At 64.2% G+C, this 15413-nt stretch carries 14 protein-coding genes; 6 read left to right on the plus strand and 8 right to left on the minus strand.

The features are described 5' to 3' along the window. Positions 1-2: 2 nt before the first annotated feature. The 4 genes from ASF04_RS23815 to ASF04_RS23830 all read right to left on the minus strand — a co-directional run bounded on the left by ASF04_RS23815 (position 3) and on the right by ASF04_RS23830 (position 2307). Entirely contained in the window at positions 3-194 is a 192-nt protein-coding gene (locus ASF04_RS23815; RefSeq protein WP_019924330.1) for a hypothetical protein, read from the minus strand. Next, positions 191-844 carry a DUF2589 domain-containing protein gene (locus ASF04_RS23820; RefSeq protein ID WP_056147327.1) on the minus strand — a complete coding sequence of 218 codons (654 nt, stop codon included), beginning with the start codon at positions 842-844 and terminating at the stop codon, positions 191-193. Before ASF04_RS23820 ends, ASF04_RS23815 begins: the two co-directional genes overlap by 4 nt. A 71-nt stretch (positions 845-915) precedes the next feature. Beyond that, the gene (locus ASF04_RS23825; protein ID WP_056147330.1) at positions 916-1698 is read right to left on the minus strand and encodes a DUF2589 domain-containing protein; all 783 of its coding nucleotides are present in this window, start codon (positions 1696-1698) and stop codon (positions 916-918) included. A gap of 93 nt (positions 1699-1791) precedes the next feature. Then, the gene (locus ASF04_RS23830; protein WP_056147333.1) at positions 1792-2307 is read right to left on the minus strand and encodes a lysozyme; all 516 of its coding nucleotides are present in this window, start codon (positions 2305-2307) and stop codon (positions 1792-1794) included. A gap of 293 nt (positions 2308-2600) precedes the next feature. Here ASF04_RS23830 and ASF04_RS23835 point away from each other — a divergent pair, with 293 nt between their 5' ends. Continuing rightward, complete coding sequence (locus ASF04_RS23835; RefSeq protein ID WP_056147336.1) at positions 2601-4907, plus strand: serine/threonine-protein kinase; 2307 nt, start codon at positions 2601-2603, stop codon at positions 4905-4907. Then, positions 4904-5515 (plus strand): hypothetical protein, encoded by a 612-nt coding sequence (locus ASF04_RS23840; protein ID WP_056147339.1) that lies wholly within the window; start codon positions 4904-4906, stop codon positions 5513-5515. Before ASF04_RS23835 ends, ASF04_RS23840 begins: the two co-directional genes overlap by 4 nt. On the opposite strand, the gene ASF04_RS23845 is transcribed toward ASF04_RS23840, so the two are convergent. Next, complete coding sequence (locus ASF04_RS23845) at positions 5512-7050, minus strand: sigma 54-interacting transcriptional regulator (protein ID WP_056147343.1); 1539 nt, start codon at positions 7048-7050, stop codon at positions 5512-5514. The genes ASF04_RS23840 and ASF04_RS23845 overlap by 4 nt on opposite strands. 165 nt (positions 7051-7215) lie before the next feature. On the opposite strand from ASF04_RS23845, the gene ASF04_RS23850 reads away from it, so the two are divergent. Further along, positions 7216-8181: a DMT family transporter gene (locus ASF04_RS23850; RefSeq protein ID WP_082488992.1), complete on the plus strand. Its 966-nt coding sequence runs from the start codon at positions 7216-7218 to the stop codon at positions 8179-8181. Positions 8182-8183: 2 nt separating this feature from the next. Here the strand turns inward: ASF04_RS23850 and ASF04_RS23855 are convergent, their stop codons facing one another. The 3 genes from ASF04_RS23855 to ASF04_RS23860 form a co-directional block, all read right to left on the minus strand. Continuing rightward, on the minus strand, positions 8184-8936 hold the full coding sequence (locus tag ASF04_RS23855; RefSeq protein ID WP_056147346.1) for an alpha/beta fold hydrolase: 753 nt from the start codon (positions 8934-8936) through the stop codon (positions 8184-8186). A gap of 90 nt (positions 8937-9026) precedes the next feature. After that, complete coding sequence (locus tag ASF04_RS28530) at positions 9027-9149, minus strand: hypothetical protein (RefSeq protein ID WP_255360927.1); 123 nt, start codon at positions 9147-9149, stop codon at positions 9027-9029. After that, complete coding sequence (locus tag ASF04_RS23860) at positions 9146-10759, minus strand: GMC family oxidoreductase (RefSeq protein ID WP_056147348.1); 1614 nt, start codon at positions 10757-10759, stop codon at positions 9146-9148. Before ASF04_RS23860 ends, ASF04_RS28530 begins: the two co-directional genes overlap by 4 nt. 178 nt (positions 10760-10937) lie before the next feature. Between ASF04_RS23860 and ASF04_RS23865 the strand changes: the two genes are divergently transcribed. The 3 genes from ASF04_RS23865 to ASF04_RS23875 all read left to right on the plus strand — a co-directional run bounded on the left by ASF04_RS23865 (position 10938) and on the right by ASF04_RS23875 (position 15312). Then, complete coding sequence (locus ASF04_RS23865; protein ID WP_056147352.1) at positions 10938-12029, plus strand: GAF domain-containing protein; 1092 nt, start codon at positions 10938-10940, stop codon at positions 12027-12029. A gap of 32 nt (positions 12030-12061) precedes the next feature. After that, positions 12062-13693, plus strand: a complete 1632-nt coding sequence (locus ASF04_RS23870) for a GMC family oxidoreductase (RefSeq protein ID WP_056147355.1) — start codon at positions 12062-12064, stop codon at positions 13691-13693. Positions 13694-13797: 104 nt separating this feature from the next. Beyond that, on the plus strand, positions 13798-15312 hold the full coding sequence (locus ASF04_RS23875) for a tryptophan halogenase family protein (protein ID WP_056147357.1): 1515 nt from the start codon (positions 13798-13800) through the stop codon (positions 15310-15312). The last annotated feature ends 101 nt before the right edge of the window (positions 15313-15413 follow it).

Here is a 15413-nt window from a genome sequence, read left to right on the forward strand (position 1 = left end):
TGTTACCCCCGTCGTTTCACTTGTTCCAGTTTCTCCATGGCGTTCGCTACCAGAGGCTTGCTTTCCACCGCCAGCCCGATCGCGGCACTGCATTGCGAACAGATGAACTGCACGCCAAGCAGCAACTGGTGGGTATTGAAGGGAATCTTGTTATTGCACACAGGGCACGGGATGGACTGTTCGGAATTGATCATGATTTGTTTGAAATAGTTGGGTTTCTGTTAGCCGACGCCGACGCGGGAGCAGGCGCAGAAGCGGGAGGGGGAACGGCAACGGGCTGGATGGCCTTGGTGTACAGATCGAGGATGGTCAGCACGCCAGTCGGTAACGGCAGCGGACTGGCATTCAGGCTCACCTTCAAATTGCTGCGCTGGTCCGATCCTTTGCCACCTTGCGATGACCGGGCGATTTTTCCATTCAACCTGGCGCGGTGGTCGGTTACCTTGTTATCGGTGCCGTTGGCGGCAACAGCTTTCTTCGGTATGGTGGACGTAATTTCCATATCGAAATCGATGCTGACCTTGTCCACTGCCAGCGAGTTGATCGGGATGATGCACAGCAGCGGCATGGAAAAATTGAGCTCCACCATCTTCACCTGGCCCGGTTCGCCATCGTCCGCCGCGTCATCGACCACGCCCCTGGTCATGGACATCACGATCATGACCGGCGCATAGACGTCGTTCTGGTCTTTGGTAAAGCAGTACTCCAGCAGGAACCTGGTTTGCCCGGTCACCATCACCGCGTTGGCTTTCGACGCTGCGACCAGCGGAGCGCTGATCATGGCTTCGATATCGAGTTCCTTGCTGAAGTTGGGTTTGAACGTTTTGTTTCCGGAGTCGGCCATAAGTTCACGCACGGTGGCGAAGTGGGTTAAACAGGCCGGCCCCGGTCAAGGGCCGGCCACAACGGGAACGCTTAAGATTTAGGCGCTGCAGGCGCGTCCAGGGTGATCGGCGAGATCGACTGGGTGAACGCCTCGATGATGGTGTTCACGCCCTGCGGCAACGGCAACTGGGCCGCGTGGACAGCCACCGTGTATTTCGCCGAGTTGCTCTTCTGGTAGTGGGTGTTATGCGTGGACGAATCTTTCGAGTCGTAACTGGCACTGCCGCGGATGGTGACCGACACCGGGCCCCAGCCCACCTTGGCTTCGAAGCTGCCTTCGCCCTTGCTCTCCGACGACTTCTGGTCCGACTGTTCTTCGGAGAAGCTCGAGTTCACTTCCATTTCGAAGTTGATATCGACCGTGTCCACGGCCAGCGAATTGAGCGGGACGATGGTCAGCAAAGGCAGGTTGAACTGCGTGGTCAGCGACTGCAAGCTGGTGGCGGTGGCGGGTACCACGATGGTCTTGCCGTCGGGGCCCAGCACTGCGGGCGAACCCGGTGTGACCACGCCGCGCGTGAGCGACATCACCACCATGATCGGCGAGTAATTGTTGTACGCCGCCATTGCCGGTTTGCCAACCACTTCCGGCGTCGTCACCACGCCGTGGGCATCGACCACCGCCGGTACGCCTTTGACTTCCGCCGTGGCCGCGACCGGCTGCAGGTTGAAGCAGGTATCGAGCATGAATTTGGTCTGGGTCAGCGCCATGGCGGAGTTGGCCCGGGCGGCGGCATTGAGTGGGCCGCCGATCAGCGCGTCCATCGGCAGTCCGGAGAACTGCTGCGCCATCGATAACAAATTGGAATCCATCTTCTTGTTTCCCTTTTCAGTTTTGGGTTTGCGTTGGTATTTGCATCAGCGGCGCCGTTCCGGACCGGCGCCGCCAGCGCTCTACTGCAAAGGTCATGCCACCGGCAAAAGAAACAAATTTGCCTCCGCCTGGCGGCGCTTGACCAGCCCCGGCAACACCACACCACCGGCGTGGTCCCACAGCTTGAATTGCTGTGCCGCGCCTGCCACGTCGCCCTGGTTCAACAGCTTGAGCAGGGTCGAAGCCGCAAGATTTTCCACGCCGAGGTTGTAGGTAAAACTGACCAGCGCGGCAAACTGGTTGTCGTTGACGGTCACCTTGAGCAAGCCCTGCACCTCCGCGCAGGTCGCGCTCACATCGTCCTGCAACAGGCTGGTGGCGTCGGCCACGCACAGCCCGCCGGGATAGAGCTGATCGGCCTGCGCACCGCATGCCTGGCCCTTGAGCGCCTCATGGCTGACGGTGATTTCGTGGCCCCAGCCGATGGTCCAGATCTCGATGGGATCGGCATACGGACGGAAGACTTGTGCCGTAGCATCCCAGCCCCCCGCCCCTTCGAATTGCTTGATCAACGCAATACCCGCGTCGTTGCATGCGCGTGCAGCCATAGAACCTCCTGAGAAAAACACCGGTAATGGCTGCATGTATCCGCAAGCACCGTGCCACCTCCGACTACCGCCCAGCAAGCCATTTATGGCAATTCCAACCCGCGATGCCAGTGCTTTTTTACATGTCAACAATCGCTTTTTACATGTCAACCCGAGCTGAAATAAGTCCGCCGCCAGATGGCAACGCGTAGCGCAATTGTTACAATTAAACATTGACTTTAGGCAATTGCCAATTGATAATCATTAACGCATTTGACAAGACTTTCCCTCGCCCCCGGTCACAGGAGTTTGCGATGATTTCGGTAGAAATTTCAGCTGCGTCATTGGACCGGTTCGGCGACTACGAGCTGCGTGGCAGCCTGGGCGAAGGAGGCTTCGGCCGCGTGTACCAGGCGTGGGACCCGGCGCTGCAGCGCACTGTGGCCCTCAAGTGCCTGAAGACGGCCAACCACCACGCCAGCCCCGCTACCCTGATCGACGAAGCACGCCGCGCGGCATCGCTGCGGCACCGCGCCTTCGTCAAGATCTTCGCTTTCCAGGAGTGGCACGACATCCAGGCCATCGTGATGGAACTGGTGCCCGGCACGACGCTGCGGGCGCACATCGGCAGCGCGGCGCCCGACGTGGCGCTGGCGCTCGATATCGTTGACCAGGTAGCCGACGCCATGGCCGAAGCGCACAGCGCCGGCCTGATCCACGGCGATCTGAAACCGACCAATCTGATGCTCGAGCCTTCGGGCGCGGTGCGCATCCTCGATTTCGGCCTGGCGCGCAAAGTCGATCCACTGGCCACCGATCTCACCGCCGGCCAGGACGATGGCGCCACCGTGGCCTATACCGCGCCCGAACGCCTGATGGGCTGCCCGCTCAGCCGCGGCAGCGACATCTATGCACTGGGCGTGGTGCTGTACGAGTTCCTGGTCGGCGAGCGGCCGTTCGCCACCCTCAACGGACTGGCCCTGGCCGCCGCCCATGTGCATACCACTTCGGAAAGCTGGCCGTTCCCGGCCAGTACCGACCGCTCGCTGGTCGAACTGGTGCGGCGCATGACGGCGCACGATCCGGCGCGGCGGCTGCCGACAATGGACGCGGTGCGCGAACGCATCGCGGTGCTGCGCAGCGCCGATGGCGCGCCGCCGGCAGCGCTGGCATTACAACCGGCATTGCAGCACGCATCGCCGGCGATCACCGAGCCATCATCGCCGCAGATGGCGCAGCTGCTGTCTGCCGCCACGTCGCCGTTGCTGTCGGCAACCGCATCAATTCAGGACGTCGCCACCGCGTTGGCAGCATCCGCGCCGGTCCGGCCGGTCTGGCGACGCTGGCGCTGGCAACTCGCCGCCGCGCTGGTGGCTGGCACGGTTGGGGCCACGGTACTGGCCTGGCAGTCGCTGCCGCTTGATCGCCTGGGCGCCGCGCTGACGCCCTACTCCGAAGCGCGCGCCATGGCGACCGGCCTGGAAAAGATCGGCCAATACGACCGCGACGGTGCACTGGAGCAGGCTTTGCAGAGCTTCAATTCCATCCTCGAACGCAATCCCAATCACGCGGGCGCCGCCGCAGGCGCTTCGATCGCTTACAGCATGCGCTACGTTGGCGACGGCCGCGACGACAACTGGCTGCGCTTTGCCGCTGCTGGCGCACAGGCCGCGCTCCGGCAGGACGACCACCTGGCGTTGGCACACGTGGCGCAAGCCTGGTCGCTGGCATTGGGCGGCGGCAAGGAAGCGGCGCTGGCCGCCGCCGACCGTGCGCTGGCGCTCGATCCCCTCGATCTGCAAGCGCTGAACGCCAAGCTCAATATATTGCTGGACCTGCGCCGGTACGAACCGCTGGGCGCGCTGCTGGAAATGGCCAGGAAAAAGCTGCCGAAGCAACGCATGTTCCCCGACATCGAAGGCACGATGCATTACCGGCGCGGCGACTATGTGCGCGCCGAGCAAGCGTTTCGCACCAGCTTGCAACTGGAGCCGGACGGCACGCGCGCTTATTCCAACCTCAGTGCGGCGTTGATGCGCCAGGACCGCCTCGATGAGGCGCTGCATGTACTGCAGCAGGGGCTGCGCGTGCGCCCGAGCGGCGCGCTGTATACAAACCTGGGCAACGCGTTGTTTGCGCGCGGCGACTATGCCGAGGCGGCGCGCGCCTTCGAGCAAGCCGCCTCGAGCGCACGGGGCAGCCCCAACGACTACCTGAAATGGGCCAACCTGGCCGACAGCCTGAGCTGGATACCGGGCCGTGCGGAAGAAGCGCGCAATGCTTACCAGCGCGCCATGCGCCTGCTGGCTCCCCTGGTCGAGCGCAATCCCGCCAATGGCGCCTATCTCAGCCGCATGGGCCTGTACGCCGCGCGTATCAAGGACGCGGCGGCGCTGACCTGGATCGACCGCAGCCTGCGCCAGGAACCGGACAGTCCGGACGTGCGTTTTCGCGCCGCCATCGCCAACGAACTCACGGGCCGGCGCGACCAGGCACTCGCCCATCTCGCCCGTGCCACGCAATTGGGCTATCCACTCAAGCTGCTCGAGGCGGAGCCCGACCTTATCGCGCTGCGGCGCGATCCCCGTTACACCACCACTATTGAGGAAAAAGTACGATGAGCGATACCCCGGCAATCCCACAACCACCAGCGCGGCTGATACTTGAAGTCGGCTTCGATGTCGATCAGCAATCCGATCAGCTGTCCTACCGCCTGCTCCCCGACCCGCTGTTCCCGCCGGAACCCGATCCCAACCCGCGCCGTGGCGGCTACGCCAACGCGCTGTATTTCAAAGCTGGGGAGCAGGTCACGGTACAGGTGGTCGGCGGGGGCTACAAGGTCGATAAAACGCCTGGCTTCGTGTCGTTCCAGATCGTCGATTGCACCATCATCACCAAGCCACAAGTAGTGCGCCGCGACAAGGGCGTGCGCACCGAGTACGCGCCGCCATCGCCATTTTCGCAAGCGCTGAGCGCAAGCTACCCCCTGGCGCTGGACTTCTCGACCCATGTCACCGTGGATGACGAGAAATACTTCGAGCTGACGCAAAACTGGAAGCAAACGCTCGATGTCGCTTACAGCCCGGGTCTGTGGGAACTGTCCATGGTACTGACCGTGCGCATCATACGCGGCGTCGGCGAAGTCGATGAAGTGCGGGTGTTCAGCTTCGATCCCGAAGCGGAAGTTGGCGGACAAGGCACCATGCCACAGGATCCTGGCTGCGCCTAAGCGAGCAAGCCAATACCGCGCAGGTGCCGCCGCAATGCTTCACTCGGCGTTTTCAGCATCTGCGCGCACAGCACCACGTCGTCGCCGCATGCGCCGACTGCGCTCTGCAGTTCGGCCAGCGGAATCGCCGCCGCCGGACGAATCTCCGGATGATCGTCGATCAACTTGTACATGGACGGCCGCGACACGCCCAGCGCCAGCGCCGCCGCGCCCACCTGCCCGCCATTGTCTTCCAGCGCCGCCAGCACGGCATCGTGATCGAGTTCGGACAGCTTGGCGCGCCGCGTGACCTTGCGCACCGCATCGTCGGGCGCTACGCCACCGCCTGGCAGACGCCCGGCGACATTCGACGGCTGTGGCGGCTGCTCCACTTCCGGCACCAGCACCTCGAACGTCGGCGCCGGCCCGTCCACGGCCGCAATCAGCGCCCGCCGCACGACCATCGCCAGTTGGCGCACATTGCCGGGCCAATCGTAGCGGCACAGCGCATCGATCAGCGTGGTCGGCAGCTCCGCCGGCGCATTGCCGGCGTTTTCCCACTGCGTGATGAAGTGGCGGATCAGCAGGCCGATATCCTCGCGCCGCGCCCGCAATGGCGGCAGGTGGATCACGAACCCCTCGAGGCGGCGCAGCAGCGCCTGGTTGTATCCGTGTCCCAGGTCCTGGTCGGTGGCGGCGATCACGCGGGCGCCGCTCCTGACGTCGGCAGCAGCGCCCAGCGGCCGGTAGGTGCCGGTTTCCAGCACCCGCAGCAGCATCGGCTGCACCGCGCCGGGCGTGTCGCCAATTTCGTCCAGGAACAGGGTGCCGTCGCCCGCTTCGGCAAACCAGCCGCGCCGCGCGCTGTCGGCGCCGGTATAGGCGCCCTTGGCGGCGCCGAACATGTCGGCGGCGGCCAGCGTCTCGCTCAAGGTGGCCATGTTGACCGCCACCAGCGGCCGGTCGCGGCGCGGACTGCCGGCGTGGATGGCTTGCGCCACCAGTTCCTTGCCGGTACCGGTTTCACCAAGCAGCAGCACCGGCAGCAAGGTGCCGGCCGCCTGCCGGATCGATTCGTGCAGGCGCAGCACCGCGCCGCTCACGCCAAGCAAGGTCGTGCTGCTATTCAGGCGCGGCAACTGACCGCTCCAGTGCATGCACAGCAAAACGCAGCCGCCAAGCGCCAGCACCACGCCGCGTTCGACCGCCGCCACCGACAGCGTGGCCCCGCCCGCCAGCGTCTCGCCATCGACACCGATGCTCATGCGGCTTTGCGGCGTGACGATGGTCACCTGGTCGGCGGCGTCGCGCAGCAGTATCAAGGGGTCGCGGGCGATGCGGCGGTCGCCCAGGCCCAGCGGCGTGCCGCCGGGACGGCCGAACAGCGGCGCGAAGCGGTTGAGAGCGATCTGGCGCGAACCCGGACTGGCAAACGCCTGCTCGCCCACGCGCGCCAGCTCCGGGTGCCACAGCACCGTGAACGTCAGCATGCGCTGCGCACTGCCCGTCAGCGACGACAGCAGCGAGGTGAGAGTGTGTTCCGCGTCCTGGTCCATCAGCGCCCTGCCCTTATTTGTCGAGTGGACGTTATCTTAACGGACTTCCGGCCGGTTGGCGCTGTACGCGAACTGAGGGCACCGCCGGCAACGGCACCGAAGCTACGGAATACGCGAATGTAAAGTATCATCGCACGCTTTCGTCACCGTTTAACAAGCAATCGAATGAGCAAAGCAGCATCACCGTACGGCCCACAGTTTTTCTCCAACCCGACGATGGTGCTGGCTCTGGCCACCCTCTGCTGCATCTTGTGGGGCAGTTCCTTCCCGGCGATCAAGAGCGGTTACGAAATGCTTGGCATCGCCCGGCACGACGTGCCATCCAAGCTGATTTTCGCCGGCTATCGCTTCCTGCTCGCCGGCCTGGTCCTGCTGGTGCTGGCAGTGTGCATGCGCAAATCCTCGCTGCGGCTGGACCGGCGCCAGTTTGGCCAGCTGGCCGCCCTTGGCATCGCGCAAACCGGACTGCAATATGTGTTCTTCTACATCGGTCTCGCTTACACGACCGGCGTGCGCGCGTCGATTCTGAATGCGACCACGACCTTCTTCAGCGTGCTGCTCGCGCATTTCGTGTACCGGAACGACAAGCTGTCGCCGCGCAAGAGCGTGGGTTGCCTGCTTGGCTTTGCCGGCGTGCTGGCGGTCAATGCCGGCGGCGGTCCGCTGACGGCGCCGCCGTCGCTGCTGGGCGAGGGCTTCATTGTCATTGCCGCGTTCGTGCTGTCGGCAGCGTCGATCTACGGCAAATACGTTTCCAGGAATATGGATGCGATGTTGATGACCGGCTGGCAACTGGCCATCGGCGGCCTGGCCTTGCTGGTGGGCGGCTACGTTACCGGCGGCACCGTCGGCGCCATGACGGCGGCATCGACCGCGCTGCTGGTGTACCTGGCGTTGCTGTCGGCCGTGGCGTTTACCGTGTGGAGCCTGCTCCTTAAATACAACCCGGTCGGCAAAATCAGCGTGTTTGCTTTCCTGGTTCCCGTCTTTGGCTCTGCGTTGTCGGCCGTGTTCCTCAACGAAACCATCCTCGAATGGAAAAACCTGGCCGCTTTGCTGCTGGTGTGCGGCGGCATATGGCTGGTCACGCGAACACAGGCGCCGCCCGTGGCCGCGTCAACCGCCAGTTAGCATTACCGCCGCGCAGCCGCAATGATCACGTCCGCCACCTTGGCCGGTTGCGACACCATCGGCACGTGGCTGGTCGGCAGCGTGGTGGTGACTGCGTTGATTTTTTTGGCGAACGCCTGCTGCAATGCCGGCGCGATCATGCGGTCCTGGTCGGCCACGATGTAGTAGTTGGCCTTGTTCTTCCAGGCTGCCACGGTGGTGGTGTCGGCGAAGGCCTTGGCGGCAATCGGGCCCTGGGTGGCGGCGATCATGCGGGCGGTGGCGGCTGGCACGTCCTGGGCAAAGTTTTTTGCCACCGAGTCAGCTGGCAGCCACAGGTAGCCGGTGGCGTCCTGTTGCAGGGTTGGCACGCCAGGCGGCACGGCGTAGTCCTTGCCCAGGTTGCCGCTGGCCTCCCCTTCCGATGGCGCAAATGCCGCCACGTACACCAGCGCCTTGATCTCGTCGCTGGTACCCGCTTCCGTGATCACGGTGCCGCCCCACGAGTGGCCGACCAATACCACCTTGCCGGTTTGCGCATCGACCACGCGCCTGGTGGCAGCAACATCGTCAGCCAGCGAGCTGAGCGGATTTTGCACGGCCACCACCTTGTAACCCTTGGCGTGCAGCAGCGGAATCACCTTGTTCCAGCTGGAGCCATCGGCAAAGGCCCCGTGTACCAGCACGATGGTGGTGTCGGCGGCGGCGGGTACATCGGCAGCGTTGGCGAAGGCGGTGGTGGCAAACAGGGCGGCGGCGATCAGCGAGCGTTTCATGGTGGTGCTCCTTCAGGTTGGGGTGAATTAAGTAGTGCGCTATGTAATTATAATAGTCCGCAATTTAATAGCGCACAAGTTATTTTTAAATTATTTCGCGTGGCTTGCTGACACGGTACGGACGGTGCCGCCGTCGATCACGTGCTCGGCGGCGAAACAGTGGTTGACCACATGCTCTTTCAAGTCGAAGTTGATGATCAGGTCGAGTTTCACATGCCGTAATCTGCCTTGATGAGCTCGGCCGCACGTTCGCCGATCACCACGCAAGGCGCCATGGTGTTACCGGTCGTAATGCGCGGCATGATCGACGCGTCGGCAATGCGCAGGCGGGCGATCCCATACACCTGCAGGTCGGCGTTTACCACCGACAGCTCGTCGCGTCCCATCTTGGCGGTGCACGACTGGTGCCAGTAGGTGACGGCGCTGTTGCGCAGCCAGTTTTCCATGTCCTGCGGCGCCAGTTTGCCGGGCATGGATTCGCGCTCGACCAGCGGCCGGAACGCGGCGGCATTGCCCAGTTCGCGGCACATTTCCACCGAACGCAGCGCTGCCTTTACATCATCGGGGTCACCCAGCGTGTTGGCGTGGATGACGGCAGTGTCGGTCGGCTGCGGACCGGACAGCAGCACCTGGCCCCGGCTTTTCGGATGGGCCAGCCCGGCAAACATGGTCCAGCCGTGTTGCGGCACGTGCGGACCGGCGTTTTCCGCGCTGGGCACCGGGAATTCGACCTGGCAGTGCAGCATGTCGGGGGCATCGAGCGCGGCATCGCTTTTCCAGTACAGCGTGGCTTCCGACCCGCCGTTGCCCACTTCCTGCGGCGCCTTGTATTCCCAGATGCAGCCGAACGACACGTGGTCCTGGTGGTTCTGCCCTACCCCGGCCAGGTGCTGGCGCACCGGAATGCCATGGCGCCGCAGTTCCTGCTCGGGCCCGATCCCGGACTGCATCAGCAGCTTGGGCGTGTTGACCGCGCCCAGCGACAGCACCACCTCGCGCGCGGCGCCGAACATGCGCGGCTCGCCATCGAGCAGCACTTCCACCCCGGTCACCCGGTTGTTCTCGAACGTGAGCCGCGACACCAGCGCGCCAGTCAGCACGGTGAGGTTGGGCTGCGCCATGCGCGGATACGTGTAAGAGCGGAACACCGATAGCCGCTTGCCATCGCGGATGCGCAGGTCGTTGATGGCCGCGCCGCCATGGCGTTCCATCATGGCGCCATTGGGGCTGTCGAAGGTGGGCACGCCCAGCGAACGCGCGGCGTCGAGCATCACGGTGGCAGCCGGCTTGGGCTGGTGCGCCGGGGCCACGTACACCGGGCCGCCAGTGCCCCGGCGCTCGGGATCGGCCGGGCCGTGCCAGTCTTCGATGCGCTGGTAAATCTTGAGCACGGACGCGTAGTTCCACGCGGCGTCTCCCGCTTCGGCAGCAAAATAATCCCAGTCGGCGCGGTGGCCGCGCGCCCACAGCATGACGTTGATGCTGGAGCCGCCGCCCAGCACCTTGCCCATGTTCATCGGAATCGCGCGGCCGTTCAGGTGGCGGTTCGGTTGCGCGGCAAAGCCCCAGTCGCGCTCGGTGTTCAGATTGAGCGGCCATTGCGCCGGTTCGATCACGCTGGCCACTTCGTCGTCGCCGCCGGCCTCCAGCAGCAGCACGCGTACGTCGGGATTTTCTGCCAGGCGCGCGGCCACCACCGACCCAGAGGAACCGGCGCCGCACACGATAACGTCGTAACTGGCAGCGAGGGCGCCACGCAGCGCAGCCTGGTTGGCGCGGACGGCAGCCGCGAAATCGTGTTGATTGAGTTGAATGTTGTTCATTGTCGAGGAACTGGTTGAGTAGTTGAAACGCCGTCAAATGCCTGGACGACGCCCATTTACGCATTTCTGTTATTGCGTCTTTTTCCGATTATACCGATTTTGCCGATTTAGGAGAGTTGTTTCTCAGGTATCGGATGGATGAGTTGGACCGGCATTAGCGTGCGCTATACTTACGGCAATGAAAAGTTCGCTCAGCAAAAGTTCCATCATCACCACGGCGCAGGCGGCCAAAATCCTCGGCGTGTCGCCGCGTACGGCCCAGCTATGGACGGAAAGTGGCGTCATCCCGACGTGGAAAACGCCGGGCGGGCACCGCCGCATGTTCGAAGAGGATGTGGTCGCCGTCCTGCACCGCAGCGACGATATCGTGGTCAAGCCGCGCCGGGTGCTGGTGCTGGCGCCAAGCGGGCGTCACAGCGCCTGGTCGCACGCGCTGGCCACGCTGGACGTCACCGACGTCAGCCTGGCCGCCGACCCGGTCACCGCTGCCGTCATGCTCGGCGCCACCGTGCCAGACGTGCTGATCATCGAGGCGCAAGACCTGCACGCACTGCCCGGGAATTTTCTTGCGACGCTGCGCGGTATCGCTCTGTTGAGCCGGCTGCAAATCGTGATCGCGTCGGCCGCACCGCAGGCAGCGCCCGACTTTCCAGCCACGGTCATCCACTTGCAACCGGCCACCGACAATCTGGGCGAAGAACTGACGCGCCATACGCAACTGCAACCGCTGCGGGTGCAACCGCTGCCGGCCGCGCTGCGCGAGGCCCCCTTCCCGGTCGCCGCCAACGAACCACGCCGGCTGCTGGCCGTGCACCGCTCCGGCCTGCTCGACAGCGCCAGCGAGGCGGCGCTGGACCACCTGACGCAGATCGCCGCACTGAGCCTGGGTGCGCCGGTCGCACTGATTACAGTGCTGAACGAAGACCGCCAGTGGTTCAAATCGAAGGTGGGGCTGGAGATGGCAGACACGCCGCGCAGCTGGGCGTTCTGTAATTACACGGTGCTGGAATCAGGCTTCCAGGAGTTCCCGGACTTGCAGGCCGATCCGCGCTTTGCCGACAACCCGGCCGTCAAAGGCGCGCCGCATTTCCGGTTCTATGCCGGCACGCCGGTCACCGACGACCAGGGCTATGCGCTCGGTTCACTGTGCGTGATCGATACCGAGCCGCGCCAGCTGAACGCCGTGCAAAAGGAAATCCTGGACCGACTGGCCAGCCTGGTCACGGCGGAAATCGCACGCGGCAGCCGGGGACAGACGCGGCCTAGGTAAGCAAGCCACTATATCAGTCACGGGAGGCAAGAGTGGACTATGACTACGATTTTGTCGTGATCGGCTCCGGCTTCGGCGGCAGCGTTTCCGCGCTGCGGCTGGTGGAAAAAGGCTATCGCGTGGTCGTGGTCGAACAGGGTCGGCGCTGGACCGCAGCGAATCTGCCCCGGACGACGTGGTCGCTGTCGCAGTGGCTATGGCGGCCGGCACTGGGCCTGCATGGTTTTTTCAGCATGCAGTTCTTCCGCCACGTGGTGGTGTTGCACGGTAATGCCGTCGGCGGCGGCTCCATCACTTACGGCAACACCTTGCTGGTGCCGCCAGCCACCGTGTGGTCGCAGGGCAGCTGGGCCGGCCTGAACGACTGGCAGGCCGTCATGCCGGGCCACTTCGAAACAGCCAAACGCATGCTGGGCGTGGCGACCAACCAGCTGCTGGGGCCAGCCGACGTGCGCCTCCGGCAGATGGCCGCAGCGGTGGGCGTGGAAAAATCGTTTTATCCGACCGAGGTTGGCGTCTTTTTCGGCCAACCCGGCGTCACCTATCCCGATCCCTATTTTGGCGGCGAGGGCCCGGCCCGCACCGCGTGCGATGGCTGCGGCGGCTGCATGGTCGGTTGCGGCAAGAACGCCAAGAACACGCTCGATAAAAACTACCTGTACCTGGCCGAGAAAAAAGGCGCCGCACTGTTTGCCGAAACCAGGGTGGTCGATGTGCGGCCGTTGCACGGCAGCGCCGACGGCGCGGCCGGCTACCAGGTGCAGCTGCTGGTGTGCTCGGGACCGCAGCGCGGCCAGCGGCGCCGCATCACCTGTCGCGGCGTGGTGTTTGCCGCGTCGTCGCTTGGTACCCAGGATTTGCTGTTCCGGTTGCGGGACAAGGGGTCGCTGCCGAACATCTCCGAGGCGCTGGGAAAATATGTGCGCACCAATGCCGAGTCGCTGATCGGCGTGCGCTTTCCCGGTTCCGAAGCCGACCTGTCGCGCGGCATTGCCATCGGCTCCGGCATCTATATCGACGAGCATACGCATATCGAAACCGTGCGTTATCCGAACGGCTCCGACGCCATGGGCCTGCTGACCACCGTGATGACGCTGGGACGGCCCGGCTGGACCAGGATCGTGACCTGGGCCGCCACCCTGCTCAAGTTGCTGGTCACCCGCCCGGCGACCACCTTGCGCGCGCTGTCGCCGGCCGGCTGGGCGCGCGAGTCGATGATTTTCCTGTGCATGCAGACGCTCGACGGCCACCTCACCATGAAGCGCAAGCGCCGCTGGTTCTGGCCTTTTTCCAGGCAGTTGACCACGCACGGCGACCGCATCCCGACCTTTATCGCCTCTGCCAACGATTTCGCCATCAAGGCCGCCAAGGCCACCGGCGGCGTGCCGCTCACGTCGATAACGGAAATCCTGCTCAACATCCCGATGACCGCGCATTGCATGGGCGGCGCCGGCATGGCCCGCACGCCCGCAGACGGTGTATGCGACGGCAAAAACCGCGTGTTCGGCTACCGCAATATGTACATCTGCGATGGCTCGATGCTGAGCGCCAACCTCGGCGTCAATCCCAGTTTGACCATCACCGCATTGACCGAGCATGCGATGAGCCATGTATCGCCATGCGACGAAAATTTGTGGGATGCCACCGGCACCGAAAACACGTAACCCTCGGGCAGCGTCGTAATATGTTCGTTAGGGCAACGAACGTGTAGAATCAATGGTTGGCATTACTACAACAACCATCTCCACGCAGAGAGAAAGACTGAGACATGCCCCAACAGAACCAACAACCTCAACCATCCCGCCCGGTGCGCCGGGTTATCGTCGCCGGCGGCGGTACGGCCGGCTGGATGGCCGCCGCCGCCCTGTCGCGCACATTGGGCAAGGTGCTCGATATCAAGCTGGTCGAATCCGACGACATCGGCACCGTGGGCGTGGGCGAGGCCACCATTCCCAGCCTGGCGCAGTTCCACCGCCTGATCGATATCGACGAGCGCGAATTCATGGCGGCCACCCAGGCCACCTTCAAGCTGGGCATCAGCTTCGAGAACTGGCGCGCCCGCGGCGAAAATTACATCCACGCGTTCGGCTCCACCGGCATCGACCACTGGACCGCCGGCTTTCACCACTTCTGGCAAAAGGGCCGCGAACGCGGCATCGCCGCCGACTACGGCGACTACTGCCTCGAGCACAAGGCCGCGCGGGCGCTGCGCTTCGGCCACCTGCCCGACGACGGCCTGGTGTACGCCTACCACCTCGACGCCAGCCGCTACGCGCGCTACCTGCGCCGCTACGCCGAACACTTCGGCATCGAACGCATCGAAGGCAAGATCGCCGACGTGCAGCGCGACCCGGTGGATGGCAACGTGGCGGCGCTGGTGCTCGATTCCGGCCGCCGTCTCGAGGGCGACCTGTTCATCGACTGCACGGGCTTCCGCTCGCTGCTGCTGGGCCAGACCATGGGCGTCGAGTACGAGGACTGGTCGCAATGGCTGTTCAACGACAGCGCGATTGCCGTGCAAACCGAGTCGGTGGGACCGGCCGTGCCGCTGACCCGCGCAATCGCCCACGACTGGGGCTGGCAGTGGCGCATCCCGCTCCAGCACCGCACCGGCAACGGCATCGTGTTCTCCAGCCGCTTCGTCGATGACGACACCGCGAGAGCCGCACTGCTGGCCAATATCGAGGGCAAGCTGCTGACCGAACCGCGCGTGATCCGTTTTACACCAGGCCAGCGCCGCCAGGTATGGGCCGGCAATGTGGTGGGACTGGGGCTGGCAACCGGCTTCCTGGAGCCGATCGAATCGACCAGCATCCACCTGATCCAGCGCAGCATCGTGCGCCTGTTGCAGCTGTTCCCGACCGAGGGCATCGAACCGACCGACGTGGCCGAATTCAACACCCAGAGCGCCGACGACATCCGCACCATCCGCGACTTCATCATCCTGCATTACAAGGTGACCGAACGCGACGACTCCCCATACTGGCGCGCGGCGCGCGACATGACGGTGCCGCCGTCGCTGCAGCACCGCCTCGACCTGTTCGGCGGTTCGGGACGCGTGTTCCGGTCGCAGAACGAGCTGTTCTCGGAAAACTCGTGGGTGCAGGTGATGCTGGGCCAGGGTTTGAATCCGCGCACGCAACACCATACCGCCGACGTGATGCCCGAACGTGAGCTGGCGGCATTCCTCGATGGCATCCGTACCGGCATCGACCGCACCGTGGCGCAGATGCCGGCGCACCAGGCATACGTGGAGCGGTACTGCCCCGCGGAGCAGCCGTAGAACCTGCCTTGGCGCGTCAAACGATCAGCATGACGATCACTTGCGCAGTCCGGCCGGACAATGGATGACTTCGGGTCGCAGTGTGGTTATGCTGGTCGGTT

It is taken from the genome of Duganella sp. Leaf61, assembly GCF_001421905.1.
GTDB classification, from domain to species: domain Bacteria; phylum Pseudomonadota; class Gammaproteobacteria; order Burkholderiales; family Burkholderiaceae_D; genus Rugamonas; species Rugamonas zoogloeoides.

Excerpts from the sequence above, each read along its gene's own strand:
- ASF04_RS23815 (WP_019924330.1), bottom strand. The coding sequence starts at position 194 with ATGATCAATTCCGAACAGTCCATCCCGTGCCCTGTGTGCAATAACAAG.
- ASF04_RS23820 (WP_056147327.1), bottom strand. The coding sequence starts at position 844 with ATGGCCGACTCCGGAAACAAAACGTTCAAACCCAACTTCAGCAAGGAA.
- ASF04_RS23825 (WP_056147330.1), bottom strand. The coding sequence starts at position 1,698 with ATGGATTCCAATTTGTTATCGATGGCGCAGCAGTTCTCCGGACTGCCG.
- ASF04_RS23830 (WP_056147333.1), bottom strand. The coding sequence starts at position 2,307 with ATGGCTGCACGCGCATGCAACGACGCGGGTATTGCGTTGATCAAGCAA.
- ASF04_RS23835 (WP_056147336.1), top strand. The coding sequence starts at position 2,601 with ATGATTTCGGTAGAAATTTCAGCTGCGTCATTGGACCGGTTCGGCGAC.
- ASF04_RS23840 (WP_056147339.1), top strand. The coding sequence starts at position 4,904 with ATGAGCGATACCCCGGCAATCCCACAACCACCAGCGCGGCTGATACTT.
- ASF04_RS23845 (WP_056147343.1), bottom strand. The coding sequence starts at position 7,050 with ATGGACCAGGACGCGGAACACACTCTCACCTCGCTGCTGTCGTCGCTG.
- ASF04_RS23850 (WP_082488992.1), top strand. The coding sequence starts at position 7,216 with ATGAGCAAAGCAGCATCACCGTACGGCCCACAGTTTTTCTCCAACCCG.
- ASF04_RS23855 (WP_056147346.1), bottom strand. The coding sequence starts at position 8,936 with ATGAAACGCTCGCTGATCGCCGCCGCCCTGTTTGCCACCACCGCCTTC.
- ASF04_RS23860 (WP_056147348.1), bottom strand. The coding sequence starts at position 10,759 with ATGAACAACATTCAACTCAATCAACACGATTTCGCGGCTGCCGTCCGC.
- ASF04_RS23865 (WP_056147352.1), top strand. The coding sequence starts at position 10,938 with ATGAAAAGTTCGCTCAGCAAAAGTTCCATCATCACCACGGCGCAGGCG.
- ASF04_RS23875 (WP_056147357.1), top strand. The coding sequence starts at position 13,798 with ATGCCCCAACAGAACCAACAACCTCAACCATCCCGCCCGGTGCGCCGG.